Annotated in this window: 14 protein-coding genes; 8 read left to right on the top strand and 6 right to left on the bottom strand. The window is 46.8% G+C overall.

What is annotated here, in order from left to right; all coding sequences use genetic code 11:
* Positions 1 to 115 precede the first annotated feature (115 nt).
* The 4 genes from L1D37_RS08560 to L1D37_RS08545 all read left to right on the top strand — a co-directional run bounded on the left by L1D37_RS08560 (position 116) and on the right by L1D37_RS08545 (position 5,956).
* A complete protein-coding gene (locus L1D37_RS08560; RefSeq protein WP_239847589.1) occupies positions 116 to 1,630 on the top strand; it encodes a sodium:solute symporter family protein in 1,515 nt (504 codons plus the stop codon).
* Between the two features lie 115 nt (positions 1,631 to 1,745).
* Entirely contained in the window at positions 1,746 to 2,714 is a 969-nt protein-coding gene (locus L1D37_RS08555) for a sugar kinase (protein WP_239847588.1), read from the top strand.
* A gap of 20 nt (positions 2,715 to 2,734) precedes the next feature.
* A complete protein-coding gene (locus tag L1D37_RS08550; protein ID WP_055319259.1) occupies positions 2,735 to 3,364 on the top strand; it encodes a bifunctional 4-hydroxy-2-oxoglutarate aldolase/2-dehydro-3-deoxy-phosphogluconate aldolase in 630 nt (209 codons plus the stop codon).
* 141 nt (positions 3,365 to 3,505) lie between these two features.
* Positions 3,506 to 5,956 (top strand): family 20 glycosylhydrolase, encoded by a 2,451-nt coding sequence (locus L1D37_RS08545; protein ID WP_239847587.1) that lies wholly within the window; start codon positions 3,506 to 3,508, stop codon positions 5,954 to 5,956.
* A gap of 120 nt (positions 5,957 to 6,076) precedes the next feature.
* On the opposite strand, the gene L1D37_RS08540 is transcribed toward L1D37_RS08545, so the two are convergent.
* The gene (locus L1D37_RS08540; protein ID WP_239847586.1) at positions 6,077 to 8,140 is read right to left on the bottom strand and encodes an ATP-binding protein; all 2,064 of its coding nucleotides are present in this window, start codon (positions 8,138 to 8,140) and stop codon (positions 6,077 to 6,079) included.
* Between the two features lie 228 nt (positions 8,141 to 8,368).
* Here L1D37_RS08540 and L1D37_RS08535 point away from each other — a divergent pair, with 228 nt between their 5' ends.
* The 4 genes from L1D37_RS08535 (at position 8,369) to lhgO (ending at position 14,614) form a co-directional block, all read left to right on the top strand.
* Entirely contained in the window at positions 8,369 to 9,709 is a 1,341-nt protein-coding gene (locus tag L1D37_RS08535; protein WP_239847585.1) for a sigma-54 dependent transcriptional regulator, read from the top strand.
* 320 nt (positions 9,710 to 10,029) lie between these two features.
* On the top strand, positions 10,030 to 11,043 hold the full coding sequence (locus tag L1D37_RS08530; protein WP_239847584.1) for a TAXI family TRAP transporter solute-binding subunit: 1,014 nt from the start codon (positions 10,030 to 10,032) through the stop codon (positions 11,041 to 11,043).
* A gap of 152 nt (positions 11,044 to 11,195) precedes the next feature.
* Complete coding sequence (locus tag L1D37_RS08525; protein ID WP_239847583.1) at positions 11,196 to 13,373, top strand: TRAP transporter permease; 2,178 nt, start codon at positions 11,196 to 11,198, stop codon at positions 13,371 to 13,373.
* A gap of 26 nt (positions 13,374 to 13,399) precedes the next feature.
* Complete coding sequence (gene lhgO, locus L1D37_RS08520; RefSeq protein WP_239847582.1) at positions 13,400 to 14,614, top strand: L-2-hydroxyglutarate oxidase; 1,215 nt, start codon at positions 13,400 to 13,402, stop codon at positions 14,612 to 14,614.
* Between the two features lie 137 nt (positions 14,615 to 14,751).
* Here lhgO and L1D37_RS08515 read toward each other — a convergent pair whose 3' ends face one another.
* The 5 genes from L1D37_RS08515 to L1D37_RS08495 all read right to left on the bottom strand — a co-directional run bounded on the left by L1D37_RS08515 (position 14,752) and on the right by L1D37_RS08495 (position 21,849).
* Positions 14,752 to 16,308 (bottom strand): M28 family metallopeptidase, encoded by a 1,557-nt coding sequence (locus L1D37_RS08515; RefSeq protein WP_239847581.1) that lies wholly within the window; start codon positions 16,306 to 16,308, stop codon positions 14,752 to 14,754.
* A 142-nt stretch (positions 16,309 to 16,450) separates the two neighbouring features.
* Complete coding sequence (locus L1D37_RS08510) at positions 16,451 to 18,820, bottom strand: M4 family metallopeptidase (RefSeq protein WP_239847580.1); 2,370 nt, start codon at positions 18,818 to 18,820, stop codon at positions 16,451 to 16,453.
* A gap of 557 nt (positions 18,821 to 19,377) precedes the next feature.
* The gene (locus L1D37_RS08505) at positions 19,378 to 19,653 is read right to left on the bottom strand and encodes a hypothetical protein (RefSeq protein ID WP_017632032.1); all 276 of its coding nucleotides are present in this window, start codon (positions 19,651 to 19,653) and stop codon (positions 19,378 to 19,380) included.
* A gap of 135 nt (positions 19,654 to 19,788) precedes the next feature.
* On the bottom strand, positions 19,789 to 21,108 hold the full coding sequence (locus L1D37_RS08500; RefSeq protein WP_239847579.1) for an ATP-binding protein: 1,320 nt from the start codon (positions 21,106 to 21,108) through the stop codon (positions 19,789 to 19,791).
* A 36-nt stretch (positions 21,109 to 21,144) separates the two neighbouring features.
* Positions 21,145 to 21,849 carry a response regulator gene (locus L1D37_RS08495; RefSeq protein WP_123284977.1) on the bottom strand — a complete coding sequence of 235 codons (705 nt, stop codon included), beginning with the start codon at positions 21,847 to 21,849 and terminating at the stop codon, positions 21,145 to 21,147.
* Positions 21,850 to 21,979 lie beyond the last annotated feature (130 nt).

Below are 21,979 nucleotides of genomic sequence, written 5' to 3'. Positions count from 1 at the left end.
AAATTACTTTAATTAAAATAGATAAAATCAATAAAGTAATTATATGAAATATAAAAATGAATGAATCATAAATAAAGTTCAAGAATGAACTCAATATTTCACTGAGAGGTGTCAAATGAACAGCACACTTTTTCTTACAGGCTTCGGCGTGTACGTATGTTTTTTAATTTGGTTAGGCTGGTTTGTCTCGCGTAATCAAAAATCTGGCGAAGATTTCTTATTAGGCGGCCGTGGCCTGCCATTATTCTTAGTACTTGGTACCACAGTTGCGACTATGGTCGGCACGGGTTCAAGTATGGGCGCGGTTGGCTTTGGCTACGCAAATGGTTGGGCGGGTGCTCTGTACGGAATTGGCGGTGCTGTAGGCATCCTATTGCTTGCACTTTGGTTTGCTCCGGTTCGTAAACTGAACTTCATGACCATGAGTGAAGAGCTGGCTTACTATGTTGGCGCTAACCGAATCGTAAAAAACGTGGTTGGCCTACTTATCTTTATCGCGTCAATCGGTTGGTTAGGTGCGCACATTCTAGGTGGCGGCATGTACCTAGCGTGGATTGCAGACATCGACCTTAACCTTGCGAAAATCATTATTGCTGCAGCATTCACTATCTACGTTGTTATCGGTGGTTACACAGCGGTTGTATGGACCGATACGATTCAAGCAATCATCCTTTTTGCTGGCTTCATTCTAATGGCGGTAATGTCTGTTGATCATATTGGTGGCATGGACAACCTTTACGCTGCGATGGACCCTGCTGCTACAAGCTTTTTAGCAATCGATAAACTGGGCATTCTGCCTGCTGTTTCTCTGGCTGTGGTTATCGGTGTGGGCGTACTGGCAACACCTTCATTCCGTCAGCGTATCTATTCTGGTAAAGATGTTTCAACTATCCGTCGCTCATTCGTCGCTTCTGGTGTGTTGTACCTTTTCTTCTCAATTATTCCAGCAATCATTGGTATGGCTGCGCACGCAATCGACCCATCATTGGATAACCCTAACTACTCGTTCCCTTACGTAGCTGCAACGGTTCTTCCCGTTGGCGTAGGCATGATTGTTCTTATCGCTGGTCTATCTGCAACTATGTCGAGCGCAAGCTCAGATGCGATTGCCGGTGTATCTATCCTACTGCGTGACGTGTACGTGATGTTCACAGGCCGCGTACCAAACAAAGAATCAATGTTGAACTACTCTCGTCTAGCTTTGGTTGTGGTGATTGGCTTCGCACTACTGTTCGCACTGACGTCAAACGACATCATTGGCTACATCACTAAGATGATTTCAACGGTTATGTCGGGCATGTTTGTGTGCGGTATGTTGGGTAAATTCTGGAAACGCTACAACTGGCAAGGTGCGCTTGCAACACTAGCAGGTGCTTCTGTAGCTTCATTCGTAGTAATGCTAAACGCTGACTACACAGCCTTCTGGGGCAACCCAGTTATCCCATCATGTCTGTTTGCTCTAACGGCAGGTGTGGTTGTGAGCCTAGTGACTCCGGCTAACCAAGTAACACCTGACATGGCAAAAGCAATTCTTGATGACGAGCGTGCTCTGATGGAGATGGAAATGTCTGAGACTGGTGTACTTGAAGAAGAAGCGGCACCTCAACGTCCTGTAAATCAAACAAGCTAATCTCAACGCTCCACAGCGAGTTAGTACAACACGTTGTGGAGTGATTTAGCTAGCTCAGGCTCTGCTTAGCGGCAGGGCCTTCTTCCCCATTTATCTCTCTATTTTAGGATCGGCTATGTCTGCATCTTCTCATTTCAATATTGCTTTCTTTGGCGAATGTATGGTCGAAATCAGCGGCTCTCCATTAACCAAAAAGTTTGGCGGTGACACACTTAACACCGCACTTTACCTTTCTCGCTTAACTCAACATCAAAACCTCTCTGTGCACTATGCGACAGGTCTTGGCAGTGATGAGCTGTCTCAAAATATGATTGATAGCTGGCAGCTAGAAGGCATTCAAACCAATTTCGTCGAACGCATTGAGAACAAGCTTCCTGGACTCTACATGGTCGAAACTGACGATACAGGCGAGCGACACTTTCACTACTGGCGCAACGACGCGGCAGTAAAATTCTATTTTCAAATCGATAACTTAAACAAGCAAGCTGATGACCTGAATAAGCTTGAAATCGCCCTGACAGAGAAACAAGTCGATGCGGTTTACATCAGCGGTATCAGTATCGCGATTTTAAATGACGCCTCACGTGAGCGCTTATTCAAAGCCATTGGCGTGTTCTCAAACCAAGGCGGCAAGGTGATTTTTGACAATAACTATCGCCCGCAGCTTTGGAGCACCGAGCAAGCTAAACATTGGTACGCCAAGTTACTGCCATTGGTAGACATCGCACTGATTACCGAAGACGACGATCTGCTGGTTTGGGGTAATTCAGAGAGCGTTCAGCAACGCTGCCTTCGTTTAGGCTGCCAAGAGATCATCATCAAACGTGGCTGTGAGCCATGCAAGATTGTTCAAGTTGAGCAGGGCGATGTTGTTGAGAATTATGTATCCGCGACTCGCGTTTCTAACGTGGTCGACACCTGCGCAGCGGGTGACTCCTTCGCTGCGGGTTATCTGGCGGCGCGTCTTACAGGTGAGAGCACTACCGATGCAGCTGAACTAGGTCACCAACTGGCTTCTACCGTTATTCAATACTCAGGCGCGATCATCCCGGTAAGCGCTATGAATCACTTAATTAAAAAATAGAAAAATAAAGCGAATTTATTATGTCTCAAGAAATGATCAACACACTTAAGCAATTCAAAGTTATCCCTGTTATCCAAATCAACAAAGTGGAACATGCGATTCCTCTAGCAAAAGTATTAGTTGAAAACGGCCTGCCTGTGGCAGAAGTGACGTTCCGTACCGAAGCGGCAGCAGATTCGATTCGTGCGATGCGTGATGCCTACCCGGAGATGTGTATCGGTGCAGGTACCGTACTAACACCAGCGCAAATCGACCTTGCAAAAGAAGCGGGCAGTGAGTTTATCGTTGCACCTGGCTTGAATCCAAACACGGTTAAGCGCTGCCAAGAGATCGGTATGCCAATCGTTCCTGGCGTAAACAACCCAAGCCAAGTAGAGCAAGCGTTGGAGCTAGGCCTTAACTTCTTGAAGTTCTTCCCGGCAGAAGCGTCGGGTGGCATCAACATGGTGAAATCTTTGCTAGCGCCTTACGTTGATGTGTCTTTGATGCCTACTGGCGGTATTGGTAAACACAACGTCAATGATTACCTAGCGGTAGATCGCGTGGTGTGCTGTGGTGGCACGTGGATGGTATCTCCAAAGATGATCGAGAACGAACAGTGGGATGAGATCGCGGTGTTGGTTCGTGAAGCGGTAGAGTTGGTTAGCTAGTCATAAGTTTGTCAGCTTATTCGTTTTTAACAGACGATAGGCTTTGAGCTCACGATAAACAACAGCAGTGGCTGAAGGTTCTGTTTTGTGAATTGCCTCCGATAAACAAAACAGAACCCCCGTTATATAGGAAAACTAATAATGAAAAAAACTATATTGTCTCTATTGATTTCAGGTTCAGTAGTGTCCCCAATGGCGTTAGCAATGGCTCCGAATACCGATCTAAATTTAATGCCGTATCCACAGACCGTCGAGCTGCAAGCTGGGCAAGTTAAGGTCGACGGTAACTTCAAGGTTTACATCAAAGGCTTTAACTCTGATCGCGTTGAGTACACCGCAAAACGCTTTATTGATCGCCTAGAGCGCCAAACTGGCATGCCGATTTTAAACTGGCAGGTAGATAGTGCAGACGAAGCGAATCTGATCATTGATATCGACGCGGCACCAAAGTCTGAAGTACAGAACATCGACTCTGTAGAGTCCTACAAGATTACCACTCAGGGTGAGCAAATCACGCTGAGCGCACCAAGCCCTTATGGCGCTATCCACGGCATCGAAACCCTTTTACAGCTCGTTGAAACCACGGCGACTGGCTACCACATTCCTGCCGTTACGATTGTCGATGAACCTCGCTTCCGCTGGCGTGGTATCTCTTACGATACCTCGCGTCACTTCATTGAATTTGATGTGTTGATCCGTCAGTTAGATGCGATGGCGTCGGCCAAAATGAACGTATTCCATTGGCACTTCTGGGACGATCAAGGTATTCGTATTCAAACGGAATCTTGGCCGCGTCTGTGGTCTGAAACTGCCGATGGTAACTACTACACCAAAGACCAAGTTCGTTACCTAGTCGAGTACGCTCGTAACCTTGGTATTCGTGTGATTCCTGAAGTCTCCTTGCCGGGGCACTCTTCTGCTGTGGCGCACGCTTACCCACGCTTGATGTCGGGTGGTGAAGGTCAAAACTACGAACAAGAACGTGGCTGGGGCGTATTTGAGCCACTGATGGACCCACTTAACCCAGAGCTCTATGAAATGCTGAGCGACGTGTTCGACGAAGTGACAGAACTATTCCCAGATGAGTACTTTCACATTGGTGGCGATGAGCCGAACTACGCGCAGTGGAAAAACAGCGAAAAGCACCAAGAGTTCATTGAAGAGAACGATATTGATGGTGAGCGCGGCTTACAGTCTTACCTCAACGTAAAAGTTGAAAAGATGCTGGAAGAGCGCGGCAAGAAGATGACGGGTTGGGATGAGATCTGGCATAAAGATCTGCCAACTTCTATCGTGATTCAAAGCTGGCAAGGACACGACAGTATTGGTCGTGCGGCGAAAGAGGGCTACCCAGGTATTCTGTCTACCGGTTACTACCTAGATCAACCTCAGCCAACCAGTTACCACTATCGTAATGACCCAATGCCAAGTGGCATCACGGTTGACGATAAGCTGCACAGCGGCGAGAAGTTCGTGACTTACCAATGGCAAAAGCCGCGTTCTAAGGGCAGCCCACGTAAGGGAACACTGACTATTATTGAAGCGAAAGACGGTACTTTCCGTGCGTTCAGTGATTACAACGGCAAGTCTCGTGAAGAGATCTACATCCTTGATTATGTGCCGGGTAAAACCTTTGTCGGCCACTTCGATAACTTCATGTCGTACACCGAGTTCAACTTGAACTTGAATCCAAATGGGTTTGCGGAAGGCAGCTATCAGTTAATTGGTAACGTGCGCTGGCCAACCACAGGCGAAGTGATTGCAAGCAGTGATGTTGAAGGTAGCGTGATTCCTGAGCCAAATGGTGGCTACCCTGCGGAGCTAACCGACAAAGAAAAAGAGCTCATCTTAGGCGGCGAGATCACCATGTGGCTAGAAAACAAAGACAGCCTCACGGTCGAAAACTACCTATGGCCACGAAGCTATGCAATTGCAGAGCGTTTCTGGTCGGATGCAGAACTGACTGACGAACGCAGCATGTACAAGCGCATGAAAGCGATGGATACATGGTCGGAAGTGTCGGTGGGGCTACGTCACCACGCTGATGCTGACATGCTGTTGAAGCGCATTGCAAAAGGCCAAGATATTCACGACCTGCGCGTGCTAGCAAAATACATCGAGCCAGCACAGTACTATGCTCGTAACTGGGAGAAGTGGAACTCCACTGAACCTAAGGGCACCTTGTACAGCCAATACGAGCGCCTAAACCGCTTCGTTGATGCGCTGCCAGTAGAAAGCTACGCGGTGTATGAGATGCAAGACTTGGTCAATGAAATGGCGACAGGCAATCAGCAGGCGCTAGATCAACTTACTGATCATTATCAACAAGCAAAATCGGCTGCACTAGCGGCGGAAACTATCTTTGCTGGTAACGTATCTTCGGTAGAGACTGTGGTGGTTGCTGAGAAAACGGTTGAAGTTGCGGACTTGGCGTTAACCTTGATCGCTAAAGCGCAAGCAGGCGAGAAGGTAAGAGAAGCCGACGTGAACGCTTACCAAGTGATACTGTCTGATTCAGCGAAAATCTACGATGAATCGATCATCGCGATTGTGCGCCCAACAGAACTATTGTTGAAGCAGTTAGCTGAGTAAGTCGTTAACGGATTAGCGAATAAACCACACGCCAATCAGTGCATCAAAACCGCCCTCTGTGGGCGGTTTTTTAGTTCTAGTACCTCGATCTAATGTGGCGATTAAGCTTAATGTAAGTAACTACTCACTATCGATATTCTTCAGCGTTAACGTAAATGTCATACCTTGGTCTGAATTGTTCTTCGCTATTAAGGTACCTTGCATATCACGCACGTTGTTTGCCGTGATAGCCAACCCGAGCCCCAAGCCTTCGCCCATCTTCTTATTGGTATGGAAGGGTTCGAAAATGGTTTCGAGTTGATCTTCAGACACACCACAACCGTTATCTTGAACCTTGATGACCACGCGTTGTTGCTCGGTATGAGCACTGATAACAATGGTCGCTGGTTTCTGATTCTGCGTGGCATCGACAGCGTTTCTAAGCAGGTTACCAAGCACTTGACGAAGTCGCGCCTCTTCTCCCATTACCATCGAAATATTGGAAGCGACACGCACGCGGATTTCGACGTTTTCCAATTCGGCTTGATGAATACGCAGGGTTTCTTGCAGTGCGTCTGTCAGTGAAACTGGGTATGGCTTTTCCAATCTTTGAAAGGCGAACGACTTCAATTGGCTGGTCATATTAGCCATTCTGTCGATTAGGCTCATGACTAAATCCATGTTCGCTTTCAACATCTTGGTTTCGCCTCTTTCCATCAGTAACTGGTTACTTGAAAGCAGAGTTTTTAGGCCAGTCAGCGGCTGATTGAGTTCATGAGTAATGGCACTCGACATGCGGCCTAATGCGGCAAGTTTGCTTGATTCAACCAACTCCTGCTGCGCATCTTTTAGGTCTTGTGTTCGCTCTTCTACACGCCGTTGAAGTGTTTTATTGGCTTCCTGAACTGCGATCTCTGCTTTCTTACGTTTACTGATATCAATCACGGTACACAGGTAATAAGTCGTGGCATGCCAAGGAAAGGCGCTAATAGAGAACAATACGGGGAAGTAACTGCCATCGCTGCGTCTTGCCATGGTTTCGACGCTGGTGATCTCGGCCAGTTCTTGGTGTTGCTCCAAGTTCTTGAGTAGCTGCAACGTGGTTGAATTCGGATTGCCCGCTTCAAATAACTGCCACGCCTTAATGTTGTTGATCATAGAATCGGATAGGCAGAAGTAGTTCTTCGCCATCAGGTTAATGTCGTGGATGTGACCGTGTTTATCGATAAGTACAAGTCCAACGTGGGTCTTGTTTATCATTCCTGATAGCCGCTTTTCCGACTCTTCGATAAGCTTTTGGATTCGCAGATTACTGAGTTTTTTCTGGCGTCTTTGATAAAGAATCACTAGCAATAGCATGACGAAAAGACAGGCCACCGCTACGCTCCAACTTATCCAACTCGTAGTTTGATTGAGGCTAGTTAATGGGGTTAGATAGGTTAATCGCCAGTTGAGATCATCTAACTTGATCGACTGAATCAGGTAATCCTTACCTTGCAGTCGCCACACGCGAATATGGGTTTGGTCATACAGTTCGCGCTTTGTCGCTGTCGGCTGAGAATTGAAGGTGTCATTGAACCAATCGGCACTCAGTTTGTTGTCACTGGAGAGAAAGAACTGATCACGAGGGTTCTGGAATAGTATCGCTTCACCATCGGCGAACCATTGATCGGTCAGCAACGATAGGTCGATTTGTACTGCAACAATGCCGACCACATCAGACGCTCGATAAACGGGTGCGGCAATGAAGTAATCGGGTGTCACGCCTTTGTTTTTTGTCACCACCGAAATCGCACCACCCTGTTGGTGGATCTTAGAAACAATCGTGCTGGCGTTCTTATTGCTCAGTTTGTTTCTTTCGACACTCGATACCAATAAATCACCTTCGCCAGAAAGCAGATACCAGCCTTTGGTATTAGCGGCTTTATCCAATTGAATCAGTTGTTTCTTGATGCGTTTTTCAAGGCGGTCTTCACCATCGATAAAACGAACCGTGGTTTCATCATTGGTTACCAGGTAGGGCAGATAATAGAAACGCTTAAGGGTTCGCCTTGCTTCAGCAATGTAGCCAAGGAAGCGCTGTTCGGCATAGCGTTGGGCTTGTTCGAGCTTCCACTGGCTGATGCCATTCTTGGTGGTGACCTGCACTAAACCAATCAATAAACAGGCACATAGGAATAACCAATATCGATTGTTGTTAATCATGCTTGATTAAATCCTTTTAAAATTAGTGAGTTGCCTATCCAAATTAATGAGATGCGAAGCTTCACTGTTTATTGTTTGGAAGGTGGAGTGTGGGACAAATCGAAGCTAACAAACATTATTAAACTGTTAAAGGAGTGTTATTCAAAGTGGGAGCTAGCTCCTTTTCGTCTGCGCCTTTTTTACATACCGTGGGCGACATTATTCAGATGTAAGCGGCGGAACCAAACTATGCAGCGTATTGCTTTAATTGAAGATGACGCGATTGTGCGTCAAGCAACCAGCCAATGGTTACAGTTGGCGGGCTTTGATGTCACCGCATTTGAAGTGGGGCAAGATGCGTTAGATGCTGTAGAGCTAGGTGATTTTCAGACCATTATCACCGATGTTCGCTTACCTGATATTGATGGTGTTGAACTGTTAGGGCGTTTTAAAAACCTTGTGCCAGATGTGCCCGTTATCTTGATCACAGGTCATGGTGATGTCGACATGGCGGTAAAGGCGTTACAGCAAGGCGCGTATGATTTCATTGAAAAGCCATTCGACCCAGAGCGTTTGTCTCAAACGGTATCGGAAGCGGTCGACAAACATCAAAGCGGTCAAGACAGAATCAGCCGCCAAAGTTACCTAGATAACTTGAAGGGCATTGAACAGGTGCTGATTGGTCGAAGTAAGGTGATGTGTGAACTACGAGAGCAAATCCAGAAAGTCGCTTCCATAGACACCAACGTGATTATCTATGGTGAAACGGGCTGTGGTAAGGAGCTGGTCGCCTCTTGCTTACATGAATTCAGCCAACGCAAAACCCATCCTTTTGTGCCGCTTAACTGTGGCGCGATTCCAGAAAATCTGTTTGAAAGCGAGCTGTTTGGTCATGAAGCGGGTGCCTTCACTGGGGCGGCTAAGCGACGCATCGGTAAGCTTGAATTTGCCGACAAAGGCACCGTGTTCCTTGATGAAATTGAGAGTATGCCGCTGTCGATGCAGGTCAAAGTGCTGCGTACTTTACAAGATAACGTTGTCGAACGCGTGGGGGGAAATCAGCAACAGAACGTCGATCTGCGAGTGGTCTCCGCCTCGAAAAGCGATCTGCTCAATCATCCTGATTTTCGCCAAGACCTTTTCTATCGTTTGAACGTCGCGCAACTGCATTTGCCTCCGCTTAGTGAGCGAGAAGACGATGCGTTGATTCTCTTCGAACATTTTACCCAAGAAGCGAACAGTGAAACTCGAATCGCCAGTGAGGCGGATCGCTATGCCTTGTTGTCTTATGCATGGCCGGGCAATGTGCGTGAACTGCGCAATGTCGCGATTCGTTTTGCCTTGGATGAAAGCCTGACCGTTGGCGATATTTTGGCGTGTCGCCCTAACTCAGTAACAGAGTCTACAACGGCGGGGATCCCGTTGGCGGTTCAAGTTCAAAGCTTCGAACGAAAAGTGATTCATGATGCGTTAGTCCGTTATCAAGGGCGAATCAATGATGTGATGCAAGACTTGGATTTACCTCGTCGAACATTGAATCAAAAGATGGTGCGTTATGCTTTAAATCGAAGCGATTATGTCGATTCGTAAATGATGACAAGATTTGAAGTGCACTCTGAATCAATGAGCAAAAAATGGCTCACCTCATATTTGTCACTTTATAAATATCGATCACATAAATATGACGCAGTGTGACCTCACTACCTTTAAACAGATGTTAATGGCTGCTTTGGATAAGCAAAAAATGGCTCATTCATTCGCAGTCAAATAAGCAAGAAATGGCTCATATTAAGTGGGCTTTAGAATAAAGTTTAATTAAAACAGTAAGTTAAAAATTGGCATTGCGCTTGCTATCTAGCGATTGTTGTTAACAAAAATATAACGTGAATAACTCTACATGGAGAGTAACAATGAAATACAACAAGCTAGTTAAAACTTTAGCAATCGCAATGGCTTCTATCGGCCTTATCAGCAACGCCTCAGCTCAAGAAGAGCGTAGCTACATTTTAGCGACGGCTTCACCAGGCGGCACTTACTACCCTGTGGGCGTAGCGTTGGCGACATTGAGTAAAGTTAAGCTTGCGCCAAAGCAGCACTTCTCTTTGGCGGCGATCAGCTCAGCGGGATCAGGTGAGAACGTAAAACTGCTCAATGAAAACGAAGCACAGTTTGCCATTTTACAGGGCTTGTACGGTGCTTGGGCTTGGCAAGGTTTAGGGCCATACGAGAAATCAGGAAGCCAAACTCAGCTGCGCTCAGTGTCTATGCTGTGGCAAAACGTTGAACACTTTATTGTGCGTTCTGACCTGACAGAAACGGGCACCATGAGCGACTTAGAAAACCTTAACGGCAAGAAATTCTCTATCGGTAAAAAGAACTCAGGGACTGAGAATTCAGGACGCCAGATAATGCAGGGCCTGTCGGTTAACCCAGAACAATTTAAACTCGCCTTTATGGGTTACGGTGGCAGTGCCAGTGCACTACAAAACGGCACGATTGATGGCATGAACACACCTGCTGGCGTGCCTGTTGGTGCGGTAACACAAGCCTTTGCTGCCTTGGGTGAAGACATTCAAATCCTGTCTTTTACCGATGCGCAGATCAAACAAGCAAATGGCGATTACAACATCTGGACCAAGTACGAGATCCCAGCTAACACTTACCCAGGTGTTGATAAGCCGATCACCACTATCGCACAACCTAACTTCCTAGCGGTTCGTGAAGACATCTCTGAAGAAGATGTTTATCAGCTGACCAAAGCTATCTATGAAAACCTACCTTTCCTACAAGGTATCCACAAAGCAACCAAAGCAATGGCACTCGAGAAAGGGATCGCAGGTTTGCCTGTTCCACTTCACCCGGGCGCTGCACGTTACTACCAAGAAGTGGGCATTGAGCTTCCTTCTGAGTTGATCGTTAACTAACGCTTTTCGCCGACTGACGGTTTACGTTAGTTAAAAAAGACACCCTTAGTGACTTAATTGCTTGGTGCACGTTCGATCGTGAATGTGTTCGTGCACCTGCTTACTTTATGGATTTTCTCTGCGCATTTCGTTGTGGAGAGCAGGAGTTTTCTATGAGCGATTCGCTGCAGCAGGAACTGAAAAAATTTGAATTGCCGACCCGAACGGATTTTCCGTGGGTGGGCAAAGCGATAACCACCATGGGAGTGATCCTCTCCCTATTACATATTTGGTTTAACACATTATCCACCTTGCCTGAGCTTTGGATCTCGGCGACCCATTTTGCCGGTTTTGCGATCATTTGTGCGCTCTGGTATCCCGCTCATATATCGCTGAAAAAGAGCAAGATAGCGTTGGCGGTCGACATCGGAATTGCCTTAGCAGCTCTGGCTTGTCTTATCTACATTCCCTTTGCAGAGGATGCCCTTTACGAGCGAGGCGTGAAGTTTATCGCCAGTGATTGGTTCTTCTCTATCTTGGCTATCGCCATCGTTATTGAGCTGATTCGCCGCACCATGGGCTGGTTTATTCCGGTGCTTATCTTGGTGTGCTTGAGCTACGTGGTGCTTTGGGGGCAGTGGACCAGCGGCATCTTTCACTTCCCGGGTTTGAGCCTTGAGACACTGCTTTACCGAAGCTTTTACTCATCGGAAGGAATGTTTGGTTCGATCTCAAGAATCAGTTGGACCTTCGTGTTCATGTTCATCCTATTTGGCGCCTTCTTAGTGCGTTCGGGTGTTGGTGATTACATCATTGATGTGTCTCGCGCAGCGGCAGGCAAAGTGATTGGTGGTCCTGGTTTCATTGCCGTGATTGGCTCAGGCTTAATGGGGTCAGTGTCTGGTTCGAGCGTAGCAAACACGGTATCGACGGGTGTGATCAGTATTCCCTTAATGCAAAAAGCGGGCTTCCCTTCGCGTTTCGCAGCGGGTGTTGAAGCGGCTGCATCGACAGGCGGGCAGTTGATGCCACCAGTGATGGGCGCAGGTGCGTTTATCATGGCGTCTTACACGCAGATCCCTTATGTCGATATTATCGCGGTTTCCTTCTTACCTGCGCTTATCTACTTTTTGTCTGTGGCATTCTTTGTGCGTATTGAAGCAAAGAGAAGTGGCGTACAAAAGGTGACTTCTGGCTGTGAACCTCTATTGAAGGTATTGCTGTCGGGCTGGCACAACTTGATACCATTAGCGGTGCTAGTGACTCTGCTGGTGAAGGGCTTCACGCCAACTTACGCAGCGGGTATCTCGATCATCTCGGTCGTCGTAGCTTCATGGTTCTCTAAGAATCACAAAATGGGTCCAAAAGCGATCATCGAAGCGCTTTCTCAAGGCGCGAAAAACATGGCGACCACGGCGGTGTTGTTGGTAGGCATTGGCCTCGTTATCAATGTCATCAGCACGACGGGTATTGGTAACACCTTCTCATTGATGATCAACAGTTGGGCGAACGGTGATTTGTTGGTAATGATAGCCTTAATCGCACTGGCATCTTTGATTCTGGGTATGGGCTTGCCAGTAACCGCGGCCTATATCGTGTTGGGTACTTTGTCTGCTCCTGCTCTTTACAAGTTGATTGCTGAAAGCCAGTTGCTTGACCTGCTGGTTTCGGGTCAGTTACCTGAACAGGCGAAAGCCATCTTCATGCTGGCGGCACCAGACAAGTTAGACTTACTGAATGCGCCAATGGCTCTAGAAACCGCCAAAGAGATGATCGCGTTAGTCCCTGCTGACTTTGTCGAAACACTACTTGAGCAAAGCTTAGGCTTGGAAGCGATCAGCCTTGCGCTGCTTTCTGCACACTTGATCATCTTCTGGTTATCGCAAGACAGCAACGTGACACCACCTGTTTGTTTAACCGCATTTGCCGCCGCGACCATTGCGAAAACACCGCCAATGAGAACCGGTTTAATGGCGTGGAAGATCGCCAAAGGCTTGTACTTGGTGCCACTGCTAATCGCTTACACCAACTTGGTAAGTTGGGATGTGACCTCGGTTTTGGTCACGGGTGGCTTTGCTATCATTGGTACTTACGCGTTTGTTGCCGCGATTGAGGGTTACTTAGAGAGTGAAATTAATCTCGCGCTTCGTGCCGTGTTGATTGCACTGGGTGTGGCTTTGGTTTGGCCTGATGTGTCAATCGTGATTCGCTTGGTGTGTGTGGCTCTGTTTGTCGCTATCTTCATCTACAGCGGTCGTAAGTACGATATCAATCAAGTGAAAAAGGAGTCGGACGATGAGCAAGAATCTTTACTTCAAACCGAGCCTGACACTATCGCGTCTTCCCTATAATTTAAAGGACTGAATGTAGGAATATTATGAACTCAATATACGACTATATTATCGTTGGTGGTGGCATTGTTGGCGTGTCGACGGCATGGCAACTTCAACTAGCTTATCCTGATAAAAGTATCCTTTTAGTCGAGAAGGAGCGTGGCTTTGCGCAGCACCAAACAGGCCATAACAGTGGTGTGATTCACGCTGGCGTTTACTACGCTCCAGGCAGTTTAAAGGCGGATTTTTGTAAGCGTGGCGTCGAGCGCACTATCGCGTTTTGTAGCCAACACGATATCCCCGTTGAAAACTGCGGTAAGTTGTTGGTCGCGACCAATGAGCAGGAAGTGGAGCGCATGAACGCGCTCTATCAACGTTGTCATGATAACGATATTGATGTCGATTTGTTGGACCAAGCTCAGCTCAAACTTGCCGAGCCGAACATCACGGGCTTGGGCGCGATTTACGTCAAAACCACTAGCATCGTCGACTACAAAAAAGTCACCGAAGTAATGGCTCAAGAGTTTGTTGAAGCGGGTGGCAAGCTTAGCTTAGGCACAGAAGTGATCATGGCGGACGAGCAAGAAGATGAGGTGCAGTTAACGTGCAAAGTAGATGGTCAGACTTTACAGCTGAACAGCCGATTCTTGATCACATGCTCTGGTTTGATGGCGGATAGAATGACCAACATGCTTGGCATTGAAACTGACTTCCAGATCGTGCCTTATCGTGGTGAATACTATCAGCTGGACGCCAAACATAACCATGTGGTGAATCACCTTATCTACCCGATTCCAGACCCTGAGTTGCCTTTCTTGGGTGTGCATCTAACGCGCATGATTGATGGCTCGGTAACGGTAGGGCCGAATGCAGTTCAAGGTTGGAAGCGAGAAGGTTATGGCAAACTGAACTTTAGCTTCAAGGACACTTGGCAGATGCTGAGCTTTGCCGGGTTCTGGAAGGTGACCGCGAATAATCTGAAAACTGGTTTGATCGAGTTTAAGAATTCGTGGTGGAAGCCGGGATATCTAAAGTTGGTTAATAAATACTGCCCAAGCATCACGGTGTCAGATTTCAAACCATACCCAGCAGGCATTCGTGCCCAAGCGGTACTCAAAGATGGTACCTTGGTTCATGACTTCCTGTTTGCTGAGAGCCCAAGAAGCTTGCACGTGTGTAATGCGCCATCGCCTGCAGCGACTTCGGCAATGCCGATTGGTGAGTATATTTGTGGCAAGGTGATGAAAAAGACGGCGTGATGATAACGGAAGGTCATTGTTCGAACTTTACTCCGAAGACAATAAAATCCGCGAGCTCAATTCTATTTAGGATCGAACTCGCGGATTTTTAGTTTTTGCTGTGTTTGTGCGGATTAACGTTAGTCATTCAACTAACTTTACAGCCAATCTGGCACGAAGTTAGCGACGATGGTGACATCGCTGAAGTTGCGATAGCCGCGCACCATGATGTTGAATTCACCCGCTGGCTCGTTCAATACACACTGTTCGTTGCTGCTGTTCTGGTATGGACGGCAATCGTAACTTGCTTTTGATACGGTACCATTGTGTTTCACATAAAGGTCGGCATCGCCACTACGAGGGCCGGTTAATGTCACCGTTAGCTGGCCTGCACTTTCAGTGGTAAATATGAAGAACTGCTCTTCACCATATCCTGCAGTAAGTCCTTCAACAGGCACGTCATTTTGTAGCTCTTTAGGACCTGCAACTGGCGAATCAAGGCTGGTTTCGACAAGGTAAGCAATGGCTAGTTTGGCGAACTTGGTCGCGTGTGTTGCGGTTGGATCGGAGTTTTCCAAAGTATCGTGCTGGGTATGAATGTGTGGGTTGTAGTCGTTGAACATGCTCTCGAATGGCATGGCGGCTGGGTAGCCAACATTGTGCCAAGAGGCGTGGTCAGAACAGGCATAGCCACAATCATCGAAACCGTAACTGATGTCACTCGCGTAAGTGTCGATCAGCTCGCTCAAGTAGGCGGTTAAGTTACTGTCGGTATAGTCTGTGATGAAGGTGATATCGTGTGCCGAACCGTTGTAGTTGGTCATGTCTAGTTGCAATACTGACACAACGTTTGCTTGCTCGTCTCGCAATGCGTTGGCGACATCTTGTGAACCGCGTAGTCCTACTTCTTCTGCAGCATAGCCATAGAACTTGATGGTTTTGTCTGGCTGAATACCGCTCGCGATCATCAGGCGAAGCGACTCTGTTACCGTAGCAATGCCCGAAGCATCATCATCGGCTCCCGGTGAAATGGTGCCTTCGCTTGTCCAAGATCCAACGGTCGAATCAAGGTGACCACCAACAACGACGATCTCTTCAGGATATTTAGCGCCAAGCAGTGTCACTTCAACGGATTTTTGCGGATATTCGGCATGTGTGATTTGTCGTGCAGACGCATACGGCACATCTTTAATTTCTGATTCCCAACGTTCCAAAAGCCAATCTGAAGCAGCGACACCAGTAGAAGTAGTATAAAAACGGTTGGTGAAGTTGGTTAGATTTTCGATGGTCGTGACCATGTTGTTCGGCTCGACCTGAGCGAGTAGGTCGTTCACTGTGTCTTGGTGGCTGATCACCGGTTTTTCGAAGGTGCTCATTGTCAGTGGCATCGCGGCGGCTTTTAGTGCGCTCGCTTTGTCTTCGTGCACCATGTAGCCACCACAACGGTGAGTTTCTTCGTGCATGTGGCTGGACAGTTTAGCGAGCTCTTTCTGGTTGATTTTCGCGACGATGGAATGCTTGTTCCCGGTCACGCTTGGGTAAACCGTTGCGCCATGCTGAGTCATTATATGTTGTGCGTCAGCATCGGTGGTGATCCAAACCTCTTCGTTCGCTGGTGGTGCGATGCCTAGGGATGCGTAAGCCGAAGTACTGTTGATTAAGGCTAGAGAACCTCCGAGTACAGCTAAAGCTAGCATGCTTTTTTGAATAGCCATTTGTCGTCCTTTTTATGGTGAGTATTGTTATCTTGATGGGTGTGATTTTTGTGTAATGCGTGGATGTTTTTTGTAGATGTTTCATGCGCTAAACAGACAATAGAGAAAAGGGCCCCTTTAGGAGCCCTGAATTTGCTATTGATTACTGTGCTTTAATGAAACGGTAGTGCTTAGTTTCTGAACAGATATCGCTTGAGGTACACACTTGGTACTCCACATCTACTGTGCCGTTGTGACGGAACTTGTCGACGTATGAGTTAAAGTCTGTCGCACCAACATTCTTACCGTTACGCTTAATCACGAAGTAGTCGTTGGTGTCGTAATCCCATGCCAGCTTAACGCGCGCCTTGCCGTTCGGGTTTTTGTTACCAAACTTCAGTTTTAGTGGGAAGCCTTCTGCTGAATCACCTTCAATCGTGATCGACTTGCTTGTTGATGTCGCAACACCCGCATCGTCAGTCACGGTTAGGGTAACCACGTAGTCGCCAGCTTCAGCATAGGTATAACGAGTCACTTCACCTGTTTGCGTGTTGCCATCGCCTAGGTTCCATTGGTAAGAAACGATCTGACCGTCGCTATCCGAACTTGTGCTGCGCAGCTCTACTTCTTTACCCACAATGGTGTGTTCGAAAGAAGAAACTGGCGGTACATTAGCGTTGCCTGATTCGTACGATGCTTTTAGATTTGCACCTGCGTAATCTGAGTAGCCTAGAATGTTCACTGTGTAGCGACCTGAGGTTGGGTTCTCAATCACACACACTTCGTCAGTCACGCTTTCACTCTTACAGATGTTGTCTTGAGGGCTTGGTGCGTAATCTAGGCCGACATACATATCTGGGTCACCCGTAGAAACAGCAAGATCAATCGTCAGCTTGTCTTGGCCTTCTGGTACTTCGATATCGAAGTAAGTTTTTGAGCCTGTTTCACCAGCAACTGAAGCTTCAACACCATTCTCAAGACGTTGGTATTCCGGCTCTGGCGGAAGTGGTGGTTCGCCACAAGGTGATACGCCCACTAAGTTGAACGCAGAAACCACATCATCGGCACTGTAGCCAAGATCGGTTGCTGAGTTCTTCACGCCACAAGCACCCTGCCAGAAATCACTGTTTTCAGACCAGTAGATTTGGTTGGCTAGCACGAACAATTCGAAGGCTTTCTTGGTGTCCCAACCTTGTGTGGTTGCTAGGTGGTAGAACGCTTTGTTGAACACGCCTGAGCTGTAGTGCACGTTCAAGCCATCGTAGTATTCGGATGCGTTGTTGATTGAAGAGCCATCGCGCGATGGATCATCCATGTAACGCAAAGCGCCTTCGCCTTTGAAGATATTGCGGCCGACCATCCAGTCGTTGGTGCCCTTCATGTAGTATTCAGCCGCTTCACCAGCCATGTCAGAGAAGGCTTCGTTCATGCCGCCCGATTGGTTTGCGTAGATCAAACCTGAGTTTTGCTCAGTGAAACCGTGACTTACTTCGTGCGCTGATACATCTAGGCTTACCAGTGGGTAGAAGAAGCTTTCACCATCGCCAAAAGTCATTGCCTTGCCGTCCCAAAATGCATTCTCGTAGTTTTCACCGTAGTGAACACGCATCATGAGTTTGAAAGAGAGTGGTGCTGTGTCGAACCAGTTTTTATACATGTCGAACACAATGTTACCGAAATAGTGTGCGTCGTTCAGTGGTGAGAATGCGCCGTTCACAGACTTGTATTCGTTACGAGGACATTCATAGCTGTATACGGTGTCGCCGTCTGTCGCGCCATTTAGGTTAACAGTGACAACATTTTCCGACTCCATAACACACTCTGTGCCATTTTCTTGAACATCAAGGTAGTGGTAGTCGGTACCGTACTCGTACATGCCTGTTTTTTCGTTACCACCTGGGCCTGTGCCGATCTGAGCGTGTGCAATACCTTCCCAGCGGTCGATCACTTCGCCCGTATGCGCATCGAGCATGGTGAATGGTCGAGTCGGGTGCTCACTGCCTTCGACAAGGTAAGAGACAACGTACACAAGGCGTGTTTTATCTGCCCCTTGTGTGCCTATGCTTTGTGTCGATTTTCCCTGATAAATAAACAAGTCATGTTGGACATTGTCTAGAGATTTTCTGGTTAAGCCTTGAATCTTAAGGTCTTTACTCGCCAGTTCAATCGCTTGAGCGCTGTTGATGGCGGGTTTCACAAAAGAACGCTCTAGGGTTGTTGTCTTAAGGTAGCGGCCTTGGACTGACTTAAGCGCACCGCCTTGAACACTTTGGGTTGCATTTAGATAGTGCCCCCATACTGGCGTTCCCCAGATGTTTTGCTGGATCTTCACTTTGTAGATGCCACGCTTTTTCAGGTTTACTTCTTTAACCATCTTGAAGCTAGAGGCATTGCTAACACCTAGTTGGGTGTTTAACCCAGAAAAGTTAGTAAAGTTGATCGGTTGATCAATCTGAACCGATTCATTTGCATGCACTGATAAAGACATAGCACTGGCTATAGCAACGGCAACTAAACGCTTTCTTATTTTCATTGTTATTTTCTCTTTCCATGTAAAATCAAAGAAAACGTAACAAAATTCTCACATCGAATTTACATCATTCGATCTGATTAATTAGTAGCATGGCAATGATCTCTTTTATTCATGAAACTTATATTTTTCGTATTTACAGATAGTTATCGTTTCTGTTTATTTTTGAACGCACTCATAGGTTTTATTTATAAAATCATGACACTTTTATTAAGTGTTAATTATTCTTGGAAATTAAGATTTTTGTTCAAATTGATCTGTGCCTCAATTAACGAGTTTTGGGTTGATAGAAGGAACAACGATTTGGGCGTGTCAGTTTGAGCGAAAGGTTATTCAGCGAATTTAAGGGACATTTTGATGATAAATCGAAGATTTTCTGGCTTATTTTTTGAATTGTTAGTTATAACAGGGCAGGGTAATTAAGAAGTTATTTGGCACAGAGCACAAAACCGGTTGGATGAAAAAAGCCAGCGACGAGGTCACTGGCTTAGATGAACTTAGTTTGTACAGGCTAGCGTTTAAAGGTACGCAAGCTTTAGCAAGCTGCTGTTTTTTAAGAATTACTGCTTCTTACCGCCAACTTGAACGTAGTCGATACCGATAATACGGTTGATGATACCCAGAACAGAGCTTGTGTCAGAGTTTGTAGAGCGAATAGTCTCAACCGTCGCGCCTTCAGGTACCAATTCCATTGCACGATCTTGTGTGTTACCAGGAACTTGGAAACCTACGATGTTGAAGCTCTCAGCGTGCGCTGTGTAAACTTCTTCGTTGTGGCTGATACCTGAACAACCTGCTAGAGAAACAATGCCTAAAACAACTAATAACTTTTTCATAAAAATACCCTAAGAATGATTGGAACCTAGATGGCAAGGCACAAAGGCAGTGGCATGATTATCTAGATTTAATAAGTTCATGGGAGACAGCATCTCCCGACCGATGTTGAACATTATTCCAGAGGTGTTTTGTAGTTACTGTATGGGTTTGTCAGCTGAATCATTACATAGCTGAATGGTTATGGTGAATACTGCACCTTTTAAGGCTTGGCTCTGACCCACTTCCACGGTTGCGTTGTGTTGAGCACAGATCTTCTCGACGATAGATAACCCTAAACCATGGCCGCTCTTGGCTTTGTTACGCGCTTTATCGCCAACGTAAAACGGTTCAAACAAGCGAGCCTGATGCTCTTGAGTCACACCATCACCATCATCATGTACAGCTATCTGCAGTTGTTCTTGATGCGCGCTGGTTTCAATTAACACTTGAGAGCGTGCGAATTTCATGGCGTTGCGTACGAGGTTATCTAGAGCGCGGTTCAGCAGTATTTCATCCGCAAGAATCTCGTATGGTTGCTCTGGCAGTGATAGGTTGATGTCGAGCTCAGTATCTTTGTTCCAGCGTGTCATCGCGTGACCAAGAAAGTCATTGATCTCGACAGGTTGCTGCAAATTTTCGAGGTCGCAGCTATCTAACTTGGCGTAACACAATAGCTCGTCGACCATCTTCTCCATCTCTTCCGTATCTTCCACAATGCTCTCTACAGTCTCTTGCTGAGATTCGTTGAGCGGTGTGTCTTTGAGCATTTCAGCTTGCCATTGGATACGGAATATCGGCGTGCGCAGTTCATGAGCGACCGCATTAGTGAGCGAGCGATTACTCTCAATCAAGCGGTGAATGCGGTCAGCCATTAGGTTGAAAGACTTATTGAGTGAGCCGATTGCAATGCCGCTCGAGGTCTCGGCTCGCGAGGAGAGATCCCCTTCAGCAAAGGCTAGCGTCGCCGATTCAAGCTTCTTAACTCGGCGGAAGATGATAAATAGGTGGCATACGCCGTATAGGATAAAGCTTGCTAGGAAAAACAACCAGATGAGGTCATCTTCCAATTCTATTTTTTGCCTAACGAACGCTTCACTGTTGGGTAGGTAATGATAGGTATTGTCACTGCTTGCTAAGCGAAACCAGAGATCACGCTCATCATCGTGAAAGATAAAGGTATTTGGGTTGGTCGAGAAAAATTCTGAAACAGGGCTTGGTATTTCATCTTTTGGATTGAACGTAATCAGTTTATTTCGAGTGGTTTCGACGAACTGGTTCATGGCTTGTTGAGCCGCTTCAAGCCCCTGATTTTTTGCGATGTTTTCTATGAGTTGCTGGTGGGCTGTGGCTTCATAATCTTGCAGAACATATTCGTAGTCAGTATTGAGCTGATAGACACAGATTTCGTAGGCGACAATGCCGCTCATGAAGCAAACTAACAGCCCTAATAGGGACTCCAAAAAGATACGTCGCATAATCGCTCTCTTTCATTACGCTCGTACTGAGCGAAGTTAATGCCAGGCGGTTGAAACAAACAAGTAGCCTTTACCGCGAATGGTCTGAATTTTCTCTGCTGGTGTGTGGTCGTCGCCCAAAATCTTCCTTAGACGCACAACCTTGTTGTCAATCGTCCGGTCTATTCCGTCGTACTCAATCCCGCGCAATGTTTGCGTCAAGTAGTCACGAGATAACGGCGTGTCTGGGTTGCTTGCCAATAACCAAAGTAGGTCAAACTCGCTGTCAGTGAGTGATAAAACCGCACCTGAAAGCTCACACTTCTTATAAGTGTTTTTCAGAACGAGTTGATCGAACTGAAGGGTGTCTGAGTCATCGACTGAAGCGGTATTGGTGTCTTGGCGGCGTAATAGCGAACGAACTCTGGCCAGCAGAACTCTTGGTTTGATTGGCTTGGTGACATAGTCATCAGCCCCTGTCTCTAAACCAGCGACGTGATCAAAGTCGTCATCGCTAGCGGTGAGCATCAAGATTTTACCTTTATAGTGCGTACGCGTCTGTCGGCAGATTGTAAGTCCATCAGTTACAGGAAGCATCAAATCCAGCAGTACGATGTCAGGTTGTTCCGCGAGGATGGTGTGTGCGGCATCGCTACCATCATCCAATACCGTGACATCAAAATCTTGCGCTACAAAGTAGTCTTGCAACATTTTCTGAAGTTTCAAATCGTCTTCCACGATGATCATTTTAGGTTTTGTCATTCCATTATCAGCCTTGTCGTGCGTTTCACTTATTGAGATTAGGTGAGCGAGTCTTCGTCGTGATGAACCATTACAATTATACGCTGTTGCATATAAGTTCACATGCTTCGCCAAATACCTAAAGCGAATG

It is taken from the genome of Vibrio sp. Isolate33, from assembly GCF_022397895.1.
GTDB classification, from domain to species: domain Bacteria; phylum Pseudomonadota; class Gammaproteobacteria; order Enterobacterales; family Vibrionaceae; genus Vibrio; species Vibrio pomeroyi.
Note: the sequence above shows the minus strand (reverse complement) of the source record. Positions and strands in the feature narration are given on the sequence as shown.